At 74.8% G+C, this 16,949-nt stretch carries 17 protein-coding genes, 1 tRNA gene and 1 pseudogene; 3 read left to right on the forward strand and 16 right to left on the reverse strand.

What is annotated here, in order from left to right:
* Positions 1-25: 25 nt before the first annotated feature.
* From BJ968_RS09530 to BJ968_RS09545, 4 genes are all read right to left on the reverse strand, one after another.
* Entirely contained in the window at positions 26-829 is an 804-nt protein-coding gene (locus BJ968_RS09530; RefSeq protein ID WP_179751258.1) for a nucleotidyltransferase domain-containing protein, read from the reverse strand.
* 132 nt (positions 830-961) lie between these two features.
* Entirely contained in the window at positions 962-2,509 is a 1,548-nt protein-coding gene (locus tag BJ968_RS26510) for a diguanylate cyclase domain-containing protein (protein WP_179751260.1), read from the reverse strand.
* 88 nt (positions 2,510-2,597) lie between these two features.
* Entirely contained in the window at positions 2,598-2,987 is a 390-nt protein-coding gene (locus BJ968_RS09540; protein WP_179751264.1) for a hypothetical protein, read from the reverse strand.
* 29 nt (positions 2,988-3,016) lie between these two features.
* Positions 3,017-3,109: transfer RNA gene (locus BJ968_RS09545), tRNA-Ser, on the reverse strand.
* A 104-nt stretch (positions 3,110-3,213) separates the two neighbouring features.
* On the opposite strand from BJ968_RS09545, the gene BJ968_RS09550 reads away from it, so the two are divergent.
* Complete coding sequence (locus BJ968_RS09550) at positions 3,214-3,954, forward strand: polyprenol monophosphomannose synthase (RefSeq protein WP_179751266.1); 741 nt, start codon at positions 3,214-3,216, stop codon at positions 3,952-3,954.
* Between the two features lie 281 nt (positions 3,955-4,235).
* Positions 4,236-5,312 carry an EAL domain-containing protein gene (locus BJ968_RS24410; protein ID WP_179751268.1) on the forward strand — a complete coding sequence of 359 codons (1,077 nt, stop codon included), beginning with the start codon at positions 4,236-4,238 and terminating at the stop codon, positions 5,310-5,312.
* A 615-nt stretch (positions 5,313-5,927) separates the two neighbouring features.
* On the opposite strand, the pseudogene BJ968_RS26515 reads toward BJ968_RS24410, so the two are convergent.
* From BJ968_RS26515 to BJ968_RS09580, 5 genes and pseudogenes are all read right to left on the reverse strand, one after another.
* Positions 5,928-6,284 (reverse strand): annotated as a pseudogene (locus BJ968_RS26515) (response regulator); the annotation flags it as partial.
* Between the two features lie 4 nt (positions 6,285-6,288).
* Positions 6,289-6,789, reverse strand: a complete 501-nt coding sequence (locus BJ968_RS09565) for a chemotaxis protein CheX (RefSeq protein ID WP_179751269.1) — start codon at positions 6,787-6,789, stop codon at positions 6,289-6,291.
* On the reverse strand, positions 6,786-7,169 hold the full coding sequence (locus BJ968_RS09570; RefSeq protein ID WP_179751271.1) for a response regulator: 384 nt from the start codon (positions 7,167-7,169) through the stop codon (positions 6,786-6,788). Before BJ968_RS09570 ends, BJ968_RS09565 begins: the two co-directional genes overlap by 4 nt.
* Entirely contained in the window at positions 7,166-7,996 is an 831-nt protein-coding gene (locus BJ968_RS09575) for a CheR family methyltransferase (protein ID WP_179751273.1), read from the reverse strand. Before BJ968_RS09575 ends, BJ968_RS09570 begins: the two co-directional genes overlap by 4 nt.
* Position 7,997: 1 nt before the next feature.
* Positions 7,998-9,257, reverse strand: coding sequence for a protein-glutamate methylesterase/protein-glutamine glutaminase (locus tag BJ968_RS09580; RefSeq protein WP_343077925.1), 1,260 nt, complete (start codon positions 9,255-9,257; stop codon positions 7,998-8,000).
* 233 nt (positions 9,258-9,490) lie between these two features.
* On the opposite strand from BJ968_RS09580, the gene BJ968_RS09585 reads away from it, so the two are divergent.
* On the forward strand, positions 9,491-10,141 hold the full coding sequence (locus tag BJ968_RS09585; protein ID WP_179751277.1) for an alpha/beta hydrolase: 651 nt from the start codon (positions 9,491-9,493) through the stop codon (positions 10,139-10,141).
* Positions 10,142-10,180: 39 nt separating this feature from the next.
* On the opposite strand, the gene BJ968_RS09590 is transcribed toward BJ968_RS09585, so the two are convergent.
* From BJ968_RS09590 to BJ968_RS09620, 7 genes are all read right to left on the reverse strand, one after another.
* Entirely contained in the window at positions 10,181-10,912 is a 732-nt protein-coding gene (locus BJ968_RS09590) for a DUF1775 domain-containing protein (RefSeq protein WP_218884958.1), read from the reverse strand.
* A 20-nt stretch (positions 10,913-10,932) separates the two neighbouring features.
* A complete protein-coding gene (locus BJ968_RS09595) occupies positions 10,933-11,556 on the reverse strand; it encodes a hypothetical protein (RefSeq protein ID WP_179751279.1) in 624 nt (207 codons plus the stop codon).
* 62 nt (positions 11,557-11,618) lie between these two features.
* Positions 11,619-12,533 carry a hypothetical protein gene (locus tag BJ968_RS09600; protein ID WP_218884959.1) on the reverse strand — a complete coding sequence of 305 codons (915 nt, stop codon included), beginning with the start codon at positions 12,531-12,533 and terminating at the stop codon, positions 11,619-11,621.
* A 377-nt stretch (positions 12,534-12,910) separates the two neighbouring features.
* Entirely contained in the window at positions 12,911-13,351 is a 441-nt protein-coding gene (locus tag BJ968_RS09605) for a chemotaxis protein CheW (RefSeq protein WP_179751283.1), read from the reverse strand.
* A 1-nt stretch (position 13,352) separates the two neighbouring features.
* Positions 13,353-15,782, reverse strand: a complete 2,430-nt coding sequence (locus tag BJ968_RS09610) for a chemotaxis protein CheW (protein ID WP_179751285.1) — start codon at positions 15,780-15,782, stop codon at positions 13,353-13,355.
* Between the two features lie 163 nt (positions 15,783-15,945).
* Complete coding sequence (locus BJ968_RS09615; RefSeq protein ID WP_179751287.1) at positions 15,946-16,569, reverse strand: GTP-binding protein; 624 nt, start codon at positions 16,567-16,569, stop codon at positions 15,946-15,948.
* On the reverse strand, positions 16,550-16,942 hold the full coding sequence (locus BJ968_RS09620) for a DUF742 domain-containing protein (protein ID WP_179751289.1): 393 nt from the start codon (positions 16,940-16,942) through the stop codon (positions 16,550-16,552). Before BJ968_RS09620 ends, BJ968_RS09615 begins: the two co-directional genes overlap by 20 nt.
* Positions 16,943-16,949 lie beyond the last annotated feature (7 nt).

Here is a 16,949-nt window from a genome sequence, read left to right on the forward strand (position 1 = left end):
TCCCCGGTGACCAGCACTCGGGTGATCAAGCACTCGGGTGACCGGGCGCCCCGGTGACCGAGCACGTCTCGTCGAGCAGCTCCGCGGCCCCGTCCAGGGCCGCCCCGGGCGCGGCGGCGAACAGCGCCTGGGCGCGCTCGGCGAACCCCCGCGGGGCGCGGGGCAGCCGGGCCGTGGCGGCGACCGCCCCCTTCTCGTTGAGGACGAACCGGCCCGCGTCGGCGTGCAGGGCGTGCACGCACAGCAGCACGACGCGGAACACGCACGCCGCGACGTACGCGCGGTCGCCGCGGGGGACGGCCTTGGCGGCGCCCCCGAGCAGGAACCGCGCCTCGTCGAGCCGCCCCACGACCGCGGTCCGCAGCGCCGGCGGGAACCCCGTCAGCCGCGCCGCGGCCAGCTCACCCGCCGGGTCGGCGAGCAGCACCCCGTGGAACAGCTCCCCGGCGTAGGTGGTCCCCGGGAACCCCAGCGGGTGCCCGACCTGGAAGTGCCAGTCGAAGCGGCCCGCGAGCGCGTCCTGGCCGCTGCGCCGGACGCGGTCGACGTCCCGCAGGATCCAGTCGACGGCGTGCCCGTCCAGGCGCAGCCAGCCGCCGCCGTCGACCCACGGCCCCCAGCCGCCCGGGCCGGTCACGACGACCGGGACGTCGGACAGCTCGTCGGCGAGCGCCTGCAGCGCGGCGACGTCCAGCGGCGGGCGGTAGTGGACGCCGAGGTCGGTGTCGGAGTCGGGGGTGTGCTCGCCGCGGGCCCGGCTGCCGCCGAGGGTGACGCCGACGACGCCGGGGACCTCGACGAGCCGGGCGGCGACGCTGCGCGGGTCCACCCCCCGATCCTGCCCCGGTTCCCCGCCGCCCCGTCCACCCCTTTCCCGACCCCCGTGATCAAGCACTTCGGTGATCAAGCACTCCTGTCCACAAGTGCTTGATCACGGGAGGCTGGGGCGGGGTGGGGCGGGTCAGCGGTCGGCGGCCACGGGGTCGCGGCGGGAGTGCTTGACGACGTACATCCGGGCGTCGGCCGCCGCCAGCAGCGCCTCGACGATCGCGGGCACCGGGTCCACCGGGGCGCCGGGCAGGTCCGCCAGCAGCTGCCGGGGGTCCTCGCGGACGGCGCCGATGCTGGCCGTGGCCCGCACGAGGTCCCCGCCCAGCCGGACCGGAGCGACGAGCGCGGCGCGCAGCCGGTCGGTGACCGCGCCGGCGTCCGCGCCGGGGTCGGTGACCAGGACCGCGAACTCGTCGCCGCCCCAGCGGGCGGCGCAGTCGGCCTCGCGGACGCAGCCCAGCAGCCGGGCGGCGACCTCGCGCAGCAGCTCGTCGCCCGCGGCGTGGCCGAGGGTGTCGTTGACGGCCTTGAACCGGTCGAGGTCGACGAAGGCGACGACGACGGGGACCCCCGTGCCCAGCGACCGGCGGACGGCCTCACCGGTGCGCTCCAGGAAGCGGCGGCGGTTCTCCAGGCCGGTGAGGGGGTCGACGTGGGCCAGGACGTCGAGCTGACCGCGCTGCTGCTCGGCGACGGCCAGCAGCCGGCGGTGGTCGTCGAGGGCGATGACCTGCCGCAGCACGACGAGCAGCACCATCGCGAGCAGGGTGATCAGCACGAAGCGGTCGGTGCGCTCCCACAACCGCACGGCGGCCAGCGCCGTGGCGGGCGTCATCACCGCGCAGGGCACGACCCAGCCCCACGACCCCGGCGACGGCGCCCGCGGGGGCGTGGAGCCGTTCGGCGCCTCGTGGGCGCCCACCGCGAAGAGGCCGAACGCGAGGAGCCAGCCGAAGTCGGCCAGGCCGCCGGTCCGGAAACCGTCGGGGCCGAGCACGTCGAAGACGTACACGGCGTCGGCGACGGCCATCGCGGTGGCCGCGGCCAGGCACAGCAGCCCGACCCGGCTCGTGCCCAGCCGCACGAGCTGGACGAGGGTGACGGTGAGGAACACGACGTCGACCACGGGGTAGAGCAGGGGCACCGCCAGGTCGCCGGAGGAGTACGGCGCGGCGGCGACGGCCCCGGAGAGCCAGAGGACCCACACCGCCGTCAGCAGCGCGGTGCCCAGCAGCAGGCCGTCGAGGACCGCGCCGACGCCCAGGTGGGAGCGGCCGCGTCCCCACAGGTGCAGCAGGACCGCGCTGACGGACAGCAGGGAGAACCCGACGAAGGGGACGTCGGCCCAGGTGGTGGCGGCGTCGATGACGTCCAGGACGTCCTGCACGGCGAAGACGACCTGCCCCGCGCCCCAGGACCCGCACGCGGCGGCCAGCAGCAACCGGCTGCTGCGCGACCAGCCGCGCTGGGTGCGGGCCGTCCAGGCGAGGCTGGCCGCGGCGATCAGGGCGGTGACGGCCTCGGAGGCCCCGAACAGCAGCAGCGCCGGCGCGCTGCCGCGGCCGACGAGGAGCTGGACCAGGCCGATCACGAGCACGGCGGCCGCGAGCACGCCGAGGTGCGCGCCGAGGCGGCCCGGGGCCCTCAGCGCGTCCCGCCAGCGTTTCCAGCGATCCACGTCCTGCTGATCGTCACACGGCCGGGCGCGCTGGACGAGGTGTCACCCGTCGGCCCCGCCACGTCACCCGTCCGGCCGCAGCCCCGTCTCAGTCCGGCATGTCGCCCGCGGCGGGGGGCCGCATGAGCCGCAGCAGCGGCGCCGTGAGGATCCGCTGCCGGACCAGCGCGGCCGCGCCCAGGAGCACCACGAGGCCGGCCAGGGCGAAGCCGGCGTTGTCGAACAGGAACGCGGCGGCCAGCAGCACCAGCACGAGGACGGCGGGGACCGCGACGGGCAGCCGGTTGTACCAGCGCGGCTGCAGGACGGCCGCGGCGTACCACCAGGCGACGGCCGCGACCCGCTCGTCGGGGTGGCGGCGGCCCTGCCGGGCCAGCGCGACGGCGTCCTCGCGGTCCTCCTTGGGGAGGGTGTGGAACGCCCGCAGCGCCGTCGCGCGCCGCTCGGGGGTCAGTTCCGGTCCCACGACCGCACCCATCGTCCTGCCTCCTGCTCGTCGGTGACCGGCGGAGGGCATGGGATTCGAACCCATGAGGAAGGAGTGGGTACCTCCCTAGCGGTTTTCAAGACCGCCGCCTTCAACCACTCGGCCAGCCCTCCAAGCCCGGCCAGTCTACGGACCCGCGGGGCGGGCCCGGGCGCGGCGGGCGCCGGTGTAGCGTCGGGCGACCCGTCCGCCCCAGACACCACCCGAGCGAGTTCCGTTGCCCGAAGCCCTCCGCTGCGTCGTCGTCCTGCCCACGTACGACGAGGCCGAGAACATCGCCGGGATGCTGGACCGGGTCCTCGCCTCCCCCGCGGCCCCCGACGTCCTCGTCGTGGACGACTCCTCCCCCGACGGGACGGGCGCCCTCGTCGAGGAGGTCGCCGCGCGCCACCCCGCGGGGCGGGTGCGGCTGCTGACGCGCACCGCCAAGGACGGCCTGGGCGCGGCGTACCGCGCCGGGTTCGCGCACGTCCTGGCCACCGGGGACCACGACGTGGTCGTGCAGATGGACGCCGACGGGTCCCACCCGGTGGAGGCGCTGCCCCGGATGCTCGCCGAGGTCGCCGGCGGCGCCGACCTGGTCCTGGGGGCCCGGTACGTGCCCGGCGGGGCCCTGGACGACGCCTGGCCCTGGTACCGCAAGGCCCTCTCGCGGGGGGCGAACGCGTACGCGCGGGTGCTGCTGGGCGCTCCCGTGGCCGACCTCACGGGCGGCTACAAGGCGTGGCGGGCGGACCTGCTGCGGTCACTGGACCTGTCGCAGCTGACGGCGGCCGGGTACGCGTTCCAGATCCAGACGACGCTGGCGGCGCTGCAGCGGGGCGCGACGGTGCGCGAGGTGCCGATCCTGTTCACCGAGCGGACGCACGGGACGTCGAAGATGAGCGGGGCGATCATCCGCGAGGCGATGCTCGCGGTCGTGCGGATGCGCCTGCACGGGCCCGCCGGCCGCCGCTGACCCCTCCCGGGGCCGCAGCGGGGTGGATCGTTGTGACAACGCTCGCGGTCACCGCGAGCGCTGTCACAACGATCCGACCCCCCGCCCCCGCTGATCACCGGTGGTCGCCGTGACCTCCTCGTGGTTGTGTGACCCCCGGGGTTCTGGGAAGGTCGCCCGAGCGCAGCCCGGGGGCGGTGCGCGGCGGGCAGGGCGAGCGACGCGGTGTCCGCGGGGGAGGTCGGCCGGTGCAGGAGCGTGGGCGCGCGCAGGGTCCGGACGACGAGGCCGACGCTGCCGCCGTGGGCCAGCTCCTGGACCTGGCCCGGGACGTCTTCGGGACGCCCGTGGTCGCGCTGACCCGCCCCACGGACACCACCGACCACCACGTGGAGCTGACCAGCAGCGCCCTGGACCCGCGCGCGACGGTCCGGCTGCTGGAGGCGACCGACTTCGCCACCGCCCCGGCGGTCGACGTCCCGCGCCCCGAGGGGGAGACCGACGGGCGGCTCGTGGGGGTCGGGGAGGCGCCCGAGCGGCTCGGCTCGCGCCAGTTCGAGGCCCTGCACGTGGTGGCCGCCCTCATCGCCGGGGTCCTGCACCACCGGGACCGCCGCCGCGCCGACCGCGACGACCGGCTGGCCTCCCTGGACGCGCTGGTCGCCGGGTCGGGCCGCACGACGGTCGTGCAGCCCGTCGTGGACCTGCGCACAGGGCGCGTCGTGGGCGCGGAGGCGCTGAGCCGCTTCACCAGCCCCGCGGGCCTGGCCCGCCGTCCCGAGCAGGTGTTCTCCGACGCCCGCTCGGCGGGGGTCGGCGTCGAGCTGGAGCAGGCGGCGATCGCCTCGGCCCTGCCCCTGCTGGGGCGGCTGCCGCCGGGGGCGTACCTGAGCGTCAACGCCTCCCCGGAGGCGCTCGCGGACCCCCGCAGCCTGGACCTGCTCCTGTCGGGCCGTCCGGACCGCCTCGTGGTGGAGGTCACCGAGCACGCCCCCGTCGCCGACTACGGCGCCCTGAGGGAGGCGACGGCGCACCTGCGCCGGCACGGCGCGCGGATCGCGGTCGACGACGCGGGGGCCGGTTTCGCCAGCCTCCAGCACGTCCTGCAGCTGACGCCGGACATCGTGAAGCTGGACATCGCGTTCGTCCACGGCATCGACACCGACCCCGCCCGCCGGGCCGTGGCGCGCGCCCTGGTGGGGTTCGCCTCCGAGCTGGGGTCGACGGTGGTCGCCGAGGGGGTCGAGCGCGAGGGGGAGCTGACGGTGCTCACCGAGCTGGGGGTGGACTGCGGCCAGGGGTACCTGCTGGGCCGGCCCACGGCCACCCCGCCCTGGGGCGCCGGGCCGGACGACACGACCGCGATCGTCCTGCCCTGAAACCCGCCCCTGAACCTGCCCCGTGGACGCGACGAGGCCCCCGTCCGGGTGGACGGGGGCCTCGGGGACGGGCCGTCAGAACGTGACGATGCTCAGCGAGCCCTTGCCGTAGCGGGTCACCTCGACCGCGAGGTCGAGGCGGCTGCCCGTGCGGGTCGCCCAGTCGACGACGTCCGGGCGCAGGGTCTCCCCCGGCACGTACGACGCGTAGAGCTTCAGGTGCGCGGCACCCTCGACGTTGAACAGCGACGCCATGATGTTCAGCACCTCGCGCGCGTTGACGGCGAGGTTCTCGGGCAGGTCGCGGTCCTCGATGGCGGCCTCGCTGGCCCCGGGGGGCAGCAGGCCGATCGCGGCACCGGCGTGGGCGGCCAGCGCGAAGTCGAAGACCACGACGGCCTTGGACTTCAGGTGGTCGTCCACGTAGAGCCCGACGAGCGAACCGGGGGCGCCGCCCACGGGGACGGCCTTCCCGTCCCTGAGCTCGACGTCGCGGTTCAGCAGGTCCGAGAGCAGGTTGCGGATCGCGAGGTTCGACGGCAGCGGGTTGACCTCGAACTTCACCTCGCCCTGCGCGACGGACGTCTCGGTCGCGCCGCTGCCGCCGTCCCCGCCGAGGACGGGGGCCAGGGCGGCCGCGAACGCCTCGGGGGTGAAGGGCTTGGCGATGAGGAAGAGGGCGCCGGCGGCCGCCGCCTTCTCCCGCATCTCCTCCGAGCCCTCGGAGGTGACGAACCCGAACGGCACGTCGATGCCCGAACCGCGCAGGTTCTGGAGCATCTCGTAGCCGGTGGCCTCGGGCATGTTCCAGTCGGACAGGACGATGTCGGGGTTCTCCTTGCGGACCGCGTCGAACCCCTCCTTGCCGTTCTCGGCCTGGACGACGTCGACCCAGTCGTACCCGGCCTGGCGCAGGGTGCGGATGACGATCTGCCGCATGACGCGGCTGTCGTCGACCACGAGGGCCTTCACGACGTCACCCCTGCCCGTTCTCGGAGCCGCCGGCCAGCCACACCTCGAACGTCAGCCACTGGCCCTGCCAGTTGGCGTCCAGACGCGCCGCGAGGCGGTCGGAGGCGCCGTGCAGCGGCTTGGCGGTCGACACGACGGGCAGCCCGAGGGAACCGGCGTCGGGGACGAGGGCCTTGATGTTGCCACCGACGATGTTGGCGACCTCACCGAGGGAGTCGTAGACGTCCTCGTCCTCCAGCTCGCCGTCCTCCTGCAGGAGGGCGGCGGCCAGCGGCACGGCGAGGGGACGCTCGACGCTGACGGTGACGATGCCCGGCTTGGCGCCGGAGATCGTCACCGAGGCGGCGAGGATGTCGCCCTCGATGTCGTGCTGCTCGTAGGAGGGCAGCAGGAACTCGGTGTGCGCGAAGTACGACGCCCACATCGCCTCGACGATCTGGCCCAGGGCCTCGTCCTCGACGTAGTCGGTGGGTTCGTCGTAGAACTCCTCGACCAGTTCGGTCATGCCTGGGCTCCTTCCGGCAGCAGGCCGAGCAGGGAGAGCTTCTCCTCCAGGGACTCGACCGTGAAGGGCTTGATCAGGTACTCGTGCGCACCGGCGGCCAGCGCGCGGACGATCTGCCCGTGCTCGGCCTCGGTGGTGACCATCATCAGCGTCAGGGCGCGGTACTCGCGGTTCGCCCGGACCTGGGTGACGAACGTCAGCCCGTCCATCACGGGCATGTTCCAGTCGACCGTCGCGAGGTCGGGCAGCGGGCCCGCCTCGAGGACCTTCAGCGCCTCGGCGCCGTCGGCCGCCTCGACCGTCTCGTACCCGAGCTTCCGCAGTGCACCGGCGATGATCTTCCGCATGGCGCGGGAGTCGTCGACAACAAGAGCCCTCATGCCTGACCTCCGTTCTTGGGACGGTGGACCGAAACCCTTCCGATGAGTTCGCGGTCCCAGTTCTCATCGACGCCCAGCGTCGTTTCTGCACCCCCGAGGAACATGTATCCACCGGGGCGGAGGACCTTCCTGACCCGGGACAGGATGTCCCGCTTGGTCTCGAGGTCGAAGTAGATCAGCACGTTCCGCAGGAACACCACGTCGAACTGCCCGAGGGCGGCGTACGAACTGGTGAGGTTCAGCTGCTGGAAGCGCACCATCTTCTTGAGGTTGTCGTTCACCTGCCACTGGGTCCCGACCCGCGTGAAGTGCCGGACCAGCAGGGGCGCCGGCAGGCCGCGGTTCATCTCCAGCTGCGAGTAGCGACCCGCCTTGGCCTTCTCCAGGACCTCGTTCGACAGGTCGGTCCCGATGATCTCGGCACGCCACCCCTCGGCGACGAGGCTGTCCTGCAGGCTGATGGCCAGGCTGTAGGCCTCCTGGCCGGTGGACGAGGCCGCCGACCAGATGCGCAGCGAACGGGTGGCGGCGCGCGCCTGCTTGAGGGCGGGCAGCACCGAGGTCGAGAACGCCTGGAACGGCGCCCCGTCGCGGAACCACGACGTCTCGTTCGTCGTCAGGGCCTCGACGATGGCGGTCTGCGCGCGCCGGTCCGGGCGCAGCCGGATCCCGTCGACGTAGGCGGAGACGTCGCTGGCACCGGCGGCGCGGGCCAGCGGCACGAGCCGCGACTCGACGAGGTACTCCTTGCCCTTCTCCAGGACGATCGCACTCTCCTTGCGCACGAGGGTGCAGACCCAGTCGAAGGCCGTGGGTGTGAGTGCCATGTCACCACCTGCCTTGGGGGGGACGGGCCGCGGGTGCGGCCGGACGGAACGCCGGCGGACGGGCCGGCGTGGAACTGGTGGGTGCGGTGGGGCGGGTGGTGCCGAGGGCCGGGCTGCGGGGCGCGGCGCTGGGGGGCAGCGGCGCGCGGCCCGCGGGGCCCAGCCGGCGCTGGATGGCGTCGGCGATGGAGCCCAGGGGCAGGACCTCGTCGGCGATGCCTTCGCGGGTGACGGCCCCGGGCATCCCCCAGACCACCGAGGTGGCCTCGTCCTGCGCCAGGACCTGGCCGCCGGCGGCCGCGACGGCCTTGCAGCCGAGCTTCCCGTCCGACCCCATGCCGGTGAGGATCACGGCGAGCAGTTCGCCGCCGTACGCCGCGACGGCCGAGCGGAGCATGACGTCCACGGCGGGTCTGCAGAAGTTCTCGGCAGGTCCCTGGTTCAACTTGATCGCCATCTGCGGCCCGCGCCGGACGACCTCCATGTGGAAGTCGCCGGGGGCGACGTAGACGGTGCCGGGCACGACGGCGTCGCCGTCGGCGGCCTCGACGACGCGCAGGGCGCTGGACTTGTCCAGGCGCTGGGCGTACAGCCGGGTGAAGACGGGCGGCATGTGCTGGGTGACCAGGACCGGCACCCCGAGGGAGGCGGGCAGCTTGGCCAGGACCGCCGACAGCGCTTCGGGCCCGCCCGTGGAGGAGCCCACGACGAGGGCGCGCGGCGCCTTGAGGGCACCGCTGCGCGGGCGCCCGGCGGAGGACCCGGCGAAGGACCCGGCGAGGGACCCGGCGGCGGGTGCGGCGGGTCCGGGGGCGAAGGCCGGCCGCACGGGGGCGGCGAGCGCCGCGTGCCCGGGCACCAGCGCCTTGATCTTGGGGATGAGCTGCTGGCGGACCGACTCCATCGACTCGCTGACGCTGCCGACGTTGGCCGGTTTGGTCACGTAGTCGGAGGCGCCGGAGGACAGGGCCTCCAGCGTGGCGGTCGCGCCGCGCTCGGTGAGGGTGGAGAACATGATGACCGGCAGCTTCCGGTCGATCTTGCGGATCTCCTTGATGGTCTCGAGGCCGTCCATGACGGGCATCTCGATGTCCAGCGTCACCGCGTCGGGGGCGAGCTGGGCGATCTTCTCCAGCGCCACCTTGCCGTTGGGGGCCGTCCCGACCACCTCGATGGCCGGGTCGGACGCCAGGACGTCGGTCACCAGACGCCGGACGACCACGGAGTCGTCCACGGTGAGCACCTTGATGCGCTCGCCCACGCCGCACCGCCCTTCCTGCCGCCGGCGCGCGGTCCGGCGCCGTGGAACACCGCCCCGTGCGGGCGGCTCCCTATCCATCGGCGGCGTGACCGCAACCTTGAACGGCGGCGCTCGACGTCGTGAGTGTGCCTACGTAGCTACTCTGCGTCGTCGACCGGTCACACGTCGAGCGGGGCCGCGTCGGCGCTGCACCCGGCCGCGCGGAGCGGGGCGGACGGTGGTCGGCTGGGGCGGTGGACCTGCGCGCGCGCCTGGCCGACTACGCCTGGGTCGTGCGCGCCCAGCTGCGCCCCGGACGGGTCGACTGGTCCGGCGGCCCGGGCTGCCCCGTGCTGCTGGTGCCGGGCATCTGGGAGACCTGGCACGTCCTGCGCGACCTCGGGGACGCGCTGCACCGCGCCGGGCACCCCGTCCACGTGCTGCCGGGGCTGGGGACGGGCTCGGGGGACCTGCGGACGTCCGCGGCGCTGCTGCGCGACCGCCTCGTCGAGCTCGACCTGCACCACGTGGTCGTCGTGGCCCACTCCCGGGGCGGGCTCGTCGCCAAGCTCGCCCTGCCCGCGGTCGCCGACCGCATCGACGGCGTCGTCGCGCTCGCGACGCCCTTCGCCGGGTCCCGGTACGCGACGTGGTTCCCCGCCCGGTCCGTCCGGCGCCTGTCCCCGCGCGACCCGCAGATCCGCGCCCTGGCCGCCGACGCCGGCCAGCACGGGCGCATCGTCGCCCTCCGGCCCCGCGTCGACCCGCACGTCCCCCCGACGGGACCGCTCGCCGGGGCCGTCGAGGTCGAGCTCGACCTCGAGGGGCACTTCCGCCTGCTGGGCGACCCCGCCGTCCACGAGGCGGTCGTGCGGGCGGTCGAGGGGTTCGGCGAGCGCCCCTGAGGGCCCGGACCCCCGCGCGGCGGGGGCCCGGGCCGGTCGTCAGGACCGCCGGCGGCGCAGCAGGACGACCACGAGGGCGGCCAGGCCCAGGGCGAGCCCGCCCCCGGCGAGGCCGCGGGCCAGCGGGTCCGCGGCCTGCCCGGGGCCCGCGGCGCTCTGTGCGGCGACCGGTGCGGACGCGACCGTCGCGGCGTGCTCGTCGTCACCGGCCCGCGCCGTCGTGGTGAACTCCGGCGCCGGGTGCTCGGGCTCCTCGGCGCCGGGGGCCGCGACGTCGGCCCAGTCCGAGACCTCGCCGTCGGCGTAGGTCTGGACCGTCGGCAGCACGACGCGGGTCCCCGCCTCCGGCAGCGGGCCGACCTGCGCCGCGAACTCGGCGAACTGCCCGACGCCGAGGCCGGGGGTCCCCGGGTCCGCGGTCCAGGTGATCGTCAGCGGCGCCTTCGTGACGGTCACGCCGTCGACGTCCACGGGCGCGGGCAGGGCCCCGCGGGCGACCGTCGCCGTCCAGCCCGCGACGGGCTCGGTCGCGACGTACGTCAGCGGGTGGTCGGTCGGCAGCTGCACGACGACCGACGTCGTCGCGGCCGTGTCGGACTCGTTGGGCACGCGGAACGTCACGACGCTGTAGCCGTCGGCGGCCGTGGTGTCCGGGACGGCGTGGACGTGCGCGGACGCCGGGGCGGCGGCCGCCACGACGACGGCGACGGCGGCGGCGGCGCCGGTCGCGCCGACGACGAGGGCGCGCGAGGGCAGGGTGGGGTGCTTCACGGTGGGTCCTCCGGGTGGTGTCAGAACGTGGTGGCGAGGGCGGGAACCCCCGGCGGACCACGTCGGCGCACCCGGCGCGCCACGACCGACCGGGGCCGCGAGGAGCGCAGCACCGGCACCGGGGCCACGCGCGCGGCCACGAAGCGCACGAGCGCCAGCAGCACCCGCACGACGGGGCGCAACCACGCCCACGTCGACCACAGCAGGTCCTCGCCGTGGCGCAGGGCGAGGACGGCCAGCACCGTCGCCGCGACGTGCGCGCACGTCATCGCGGGTGGGGCGGAGGTGCCCCCGGCCGCGACGGGCCCACCCAGGACCAGCGCGCCGTGGTGCCCGGCGCCGACGAGCGTCGGCACCGGCCCCGAGCACGCGTCGAAGACCGCGTGCAGCGCGACCTGCCCGCCGCCCAGGAGCGCCGACAGCACCGGCAGCCCGAAGCGGCGGCCGGCCAGCAGCAGGCACACCGCCACCAGCACGACCGCGACGGCCCCGAGCAGGAACGGGCCCGGCAACCGGCCCCCGGCCGCGACGTGCGCCCCGGCCGCGAGGCCGAGCACCGTCACCGCCACCGCACCGGCGCGCCACCGGCGCAGCGCCCCGGCCGACGGGCCGGCGGCACCGGTCGTGGGGGACGGGCTGAGCACCGGCCCACCGTACCGGCCGGGCCGGACGGCCCGGGGGCGGCTCAGGGGCGGGTCAGGGCGGCTCAGGCCGCGCCGAAGGCGGCCTCCCACGGCCGCAGCAGGACGGCGCGGGCGTCGGAGCTGAGCAGGTCGGCCACGACCTCGGCGTGCACGACACCGCTCACGACGTTCCACAGGCCCGCCGCGCCGTCGGCCGCGTCCAGGCCGCCCGCGCGGAAGGCCCGCACGGCCAGCAGCTGCGCGACGGCCGCGGTGCGGACCCGGTCGGACAGGTGCACGGCCCAGGAGGCGTCGTGGACGGCGCCGGCCCACTCCCCCGCCGACGGCCGGCCCGTCTCGGCGACGGTCCGCAGGCACGCCCGGTCGGTGCCGTCGAGGCGGCGCAGCCGGTCCAGGACGCGGCCGACGCCGGCCTGCTCCGGGCCCAGGCCCTCGGGGTGCTCCGGCAGCGGCGCCAGGTCCCGGGCCGCCTGCAGGTAGGGGTGGGCCAGCACCCGGCGGACGTGGTCGGGCAGCCGGTTCCCCAGGTAGGCCGAGACGGCCGCGTCGGCCAGCACGTCGGCGGCCCGGCCGGAGTCCTCGGTGCGCAGCCGGGGGCCACCGGCCAGCGGGGCCGACCAGGTCCAGTCGAAGACGTCGTGGTGGACCAGCCGCACCAGCGCGTCGGCGTCGGCGATGGTGCTGGTCTGCAGAACGCGCACCACCCCGTCCTCCACGCGCGCGCCCGCGACCTCGTCGGTGAAGTCGCCGTGGGCCAGGCCGTTGGCGACCTGGTGCAGCACGTCGCCGATCTGCGGGAGGTTCCCGGCGGCGCGCCGGACCGTCTCCCACGCCCCGGCGCGCCCCTCGGGGTCGTACCGGGCGGCCAGGACGTCGATCTCGCGCGGGCCGCAGGCCAGCGCGCGCAGCAGCACCTCGGCCGTGGAGTCGCCGTGCGGCAGGCGGACCAGGTCGAACCCCAGGACGGGGGAGCTCACGAGGGAGTAGTGCACGGTGCCGCCTCCAGGCCGGGTCCGCCCCGCCCGGTCGAGCGGAGTGGACCCACCCTGACACTGCGTGACTCCCAGGACCACCAGACGTCCACCGTCCGGGCGCACCGCGAGCCCGCGGCACGCCCGTGCGGCGCACCCGGCGCCACGGCGCTGGGCCGTCCGGGTGACGCCGGGCGACGCCCCCCTCCCCCACCCCCCGGTGATCAAGCACTCCGGTGATCAAGCACTCCGGTGATCGAGCACTGGAGCCGGCGCCCAGCGCCGGAGGGACAGAAGTGCTTGATCACGGTGGCGAATGCAGGGACCTGGACGCGAGCAGGGGCGGGACCCGGAGGTCCCGCCCCTGTTCGCCGCCGCCCGTGTCAGGCCGCGTGCTCCACACCCTCGATCTCGAGCGCCTTGTCGACGTCGAGGACGAGCAGCAGCGCGTCGTCGAGCTTGTAGGCGCCGCGGATGAGCTCGCGGATCGGCCCCGACAGCGTGTCCGGCGGCGGCTCGAAGGTCGCGTCGGTGACCTCGATGACGCCCCCGATGGAGTCGACGAGCAGGCTCCAGACCTCCTCGGCGGCGCGGACGACGACGTTCATCGCGACCTTGCCCTCCTCGCGGTCGGGCATGTTCAGCCGGCGGCGCAGGTCCAGGGCCGTGACGACCTGACCGCGCAGGTTGATCAGGCCGGCGACGGCGCGCGGGGCCAGCGGCGCGGGCGTGCGGGGCTGCTCGGTGAGCACCTCCTGCACGCGCCGCACCTCGACACCGAACAGGTGCCCGGCGAGGTGGAACGTGGCGTACTGCGTGGACACGTCAGACCCCCAGTCGCTTGGAAGCTTCGGCGAGCTCGTTCTGAGCCTGCTCGGTGAAGAAGTGCGGGTCGGCCGCCAGGATGGCGGACCGGACGTCGAGCAGCTCGGTCACGCGGTCGCGGATGACCGCCGAACCGACCAGGCCGGCGTCGTCGATGTCGCTGTGGGCGTCCTGCCCGGCGACGATGTCGACGATCTCGTCGACGACGATCGCGACCGACCGGCCGCGCGCGGAGTACACGACGCCCGGCAGGGACTCGACCTCCTGGCCGCCGTAGCCCGACCGCGAGCCGCCGCCGAGGTGGTGCGAGAGGCGGACCAGCGGCAGGATCTCGCCGCGGTAGCGGACGACCTCGCGGCGCCCGACGCGCTCGATGGAGTCCGTGCGGAACTCCTCCAGGCGCGTGACGACGTCCAGCGGGATCGCGACCCGGCGGTTGTCGCCGAGGCCGACGACCAGCAGGCGCTGCCCGTCGCCCGTCGCGGCCTGCTGCGTGGCGGCCTGGTCGTTGACGTGCTCGATGCCGTCCGAGCGCATGGTGCGGCGGGCCAGCGACTGCACGTCGAGGATGAGGGAGACCCGCCCGTCGCCGAGGATGGTGGCCCCGGCGTAGGCGCCGATGGCCTTCAGGGCGCCCGAGAGGGGCTTGACCACGATCTCCTCGGTGTCCAGGACGCGGTCGACCAGCAGGCCGAACCGTCGCCCGTCGCACTCCAGGACGGCGATGACGCGGCTGGAGGGCATCTCCGTGCCGGCCGGGCGCTTGAGCTCCAGCGCCTCCTCCAGGCGGATCAGCGGCAGCAGGGCCCCGCGCAGGCGGTAGACCTTGGCGCCGCCGACGTCCTCGATGGCCTTGCTCATGCGCTCGGTGTCGAGGCTGACCAGCTCCAGCAGGTTGACCTGCGGCATGGCGTACCGCTGGCCGGCGCACTCGACCGTCAGGGCCGGGACGATCGCCAGCGTCAGCGGGATCCGCAGGCGCCACACGGTGCCCTGGCCCGTGACGGACTCGACGTCGACGGAGCCGCCGATGCGCTCGATGTTCGTCTTCACGACGTCCATGCCGACGCCGCGGCCGGAGACGTTGGTGACCTTCGCGGCGGTGGAGAAGCCGGGCAGGAAGAGGAACTGCAGGATGTCGTTGGGGGTCAGGGAGTCCAGCTTGGCCTCGGAGACCAAGCCCTTCTCGACGGCCTTGGCCCCGATGACGGCCGGGTCGATGCCCTTGCCGTCGTCCTTGATCTCGACGACGACCTGGCCGCCCTCGTGCGCGGCGCGCAGCTTCAGGGTGCCGACCTCGTTCTTGCCGGCCGCGCGGCGGACCTCGGGGGACTCGATCCCGTGGTCGACGGCGTTGCGGACGATGTGGGTCAGCGGGTCCTTGACGGCCTCGAGCAGGGTGCGGTCGAGCTCGGTCTCGCCGCCCTCCATCTCGAGCTTGATCTTGCGGCCCAGCATGTTCCCGAGGTCGCGGACGACGCGGGGCAGCTTCGACCACAGGTGGTCGATGGCCTGCATGCGGGTGCGCATGACCGTCTCCTGCATCTCGCTGGCGACGAGGTTCAGGCGGTGGCAGGCGCGGGTCAGGTCCTCGTCGCGCAGGGCACCGGCGCGCTGGAGGATCTGGTTGCGGGCCAGGACCAGCTCACCGGCCTGGCGGACCAGGGACTCCAGGAGCTCGACGTCGACGCGGATGGTGGCGTCGGCGGCGGAGGCCTTCTCCCCACCGGCGGCGGGAGCCGCGGGAGCCGCGGGGGCCGGGGCGGGCGCAGCAGCCGGGGCGGGAGCAGCAGCGGGAGCAGGGGCCGGAGCAGCAGCGGGCGCGGGGGCCGGAGCAGCAGCGGGCGCGGGGGCCGGAGCGGGAGCGGGAGCCGGGACCTCGGCGACGGGGGCGGGCTCGGGCTCGACGACCGGCTCGGGCTCGGGCGCGGCCTCGACGACCGGCTCGGGCTCGGCGACCGGCGCGGGGGCCGGCTCGGGCTCGGCCGCGGCGGGGGCGGCCACCTCGACACCGGCACCGTCGGCCGGCGGCAGGTCGGGGGTCTCGCCGTCGAGCACGGCGCGGATCGCGGCCACGACCTGCGCGACCTCGACGCCGTTCTCCTGGTGCGTCTCCTCGATCGCGGCCAGCAGCGCTCGGATCGTGTCGACCATGCGCAGCAGGACGTCGGTCGTCGTGGGCGTCATGACGAGCTGACCGTCGCGCAGGCGGGCCAGCAGGTTCTCACCGACGTGGGCGACGGACTCCAGCTTGGAGAAGGCCAGGAACCCGGAGGTGCCCTTGATGGTGTGGATGGTGCGGAAGACGCTCGCGAGCAGCTCGCGCGAGCCGGGCTGCTGCTCCAGCGCGACGAGGTCGGAGTCCAGCTGGTCCAGGTTCTCGTAGCTCTCGACGAGGAACTCTTGGACGATCTCGTCCATGTCGTCCACGTGGCGCTCCCACTTCTCGCGACGGTCCGGCCCCGACCGGGGCCGCTTGGTCTCTTGCTCTCGTTGCTCATCGGCAGCCGCGTCCCGAAGCTGAAACGCGCGGGAGGCCGGCCCCCGACGCTCGACGTCGGGGACCGGCCTCCCGTGGGGTGCGGTGCGGGGCTCAGGCGCCCGCGTTGAGCCGCGCGAGGGCGGTCTGGACCAGCGTGATGAGACTGTGCTTCGTCGCGGCCTTGGAGCGCGCGTCGGTGTAGACCAGCGGGACGTGGTCGGGGACCGCGAGCGCCTCGCGGACCGAGTCCAGCTCGTGCTGGGCCACGCCGTCGAAGCAGTTGACGGCCACGACGAACGGGATGCCGCGGGACTCGAAGTAGTCCACGGCGGGGAAGCACTGGTCGAGGCGGTCGGTGTCGACCAGGACGACGGCGCCGATGGCGCCCTTGACCAGGTCGTCCCACATGAACAGGAAGCGGTCCTGGCCGGGGGTGCCGAACAGGTACAGCCACAGGTTCCCCGGCAGCGCGATGCGGCCGAAGTCCATGGCGACCGTCGTGGAGGTCTTGCGCGCCGAGTTCAGGCCCGCGTCGTCGACGCCGACCGAGTGCTCGGTCATGGCGGCCTCGGTGCGCAGCGGCTCGATGTCGGAGATCGAGCCGATGAAGGTCGTCTTGCCGACGGCGAACCCGCCGGCGACGACGATCTTGACGACGGTGGGCGGTGCCTGAGTGTCGGTTCCCGCGGGCGTTCCGGCTCCGGCGGGGCTCACGTCAGAGCGAGGAAATGCCATTGAGAACACTCTCCAGGACGCTGATGGTGGTCGCGGGTTGGGGGGCGGAGGTCATCGTGAGCCCGTGGACGCGGACCTTGCCCGACTGGGACAGGTCGCTCACCACGACGCGCACGACGCCGACCGGCAGGTGGACGTGGGCGGACAGTTCGGCGATCGACAGGTAGGACTTCCTGGTGAGCTCGAGGATCCTGCGCCGTTCCGGCGTCATCCCGACCTCGGGGTCGGCCGTGGCCTCCACCAGCGCCTCGACGGGCAGGTCGGCGTTGGCGGGGCGGGTCCGTCCACCGGTCACGGTGTACGGGCGGACGGTGAACTCCTCGGTGCCCTCGTCGTCGTCGGACCAGAGGTCCGCACTACCAGGTGCTGTCACCGGGGGG

Source organism: Kineococcus aurantiacus, assembly GCF_013409345.1.
Lineage (GTDB): Bacteria > Actinomycetota > Actinomycetes > Actinomycetales > Kineococcaceae > Kineococcus > Kineococcus aurantiacus.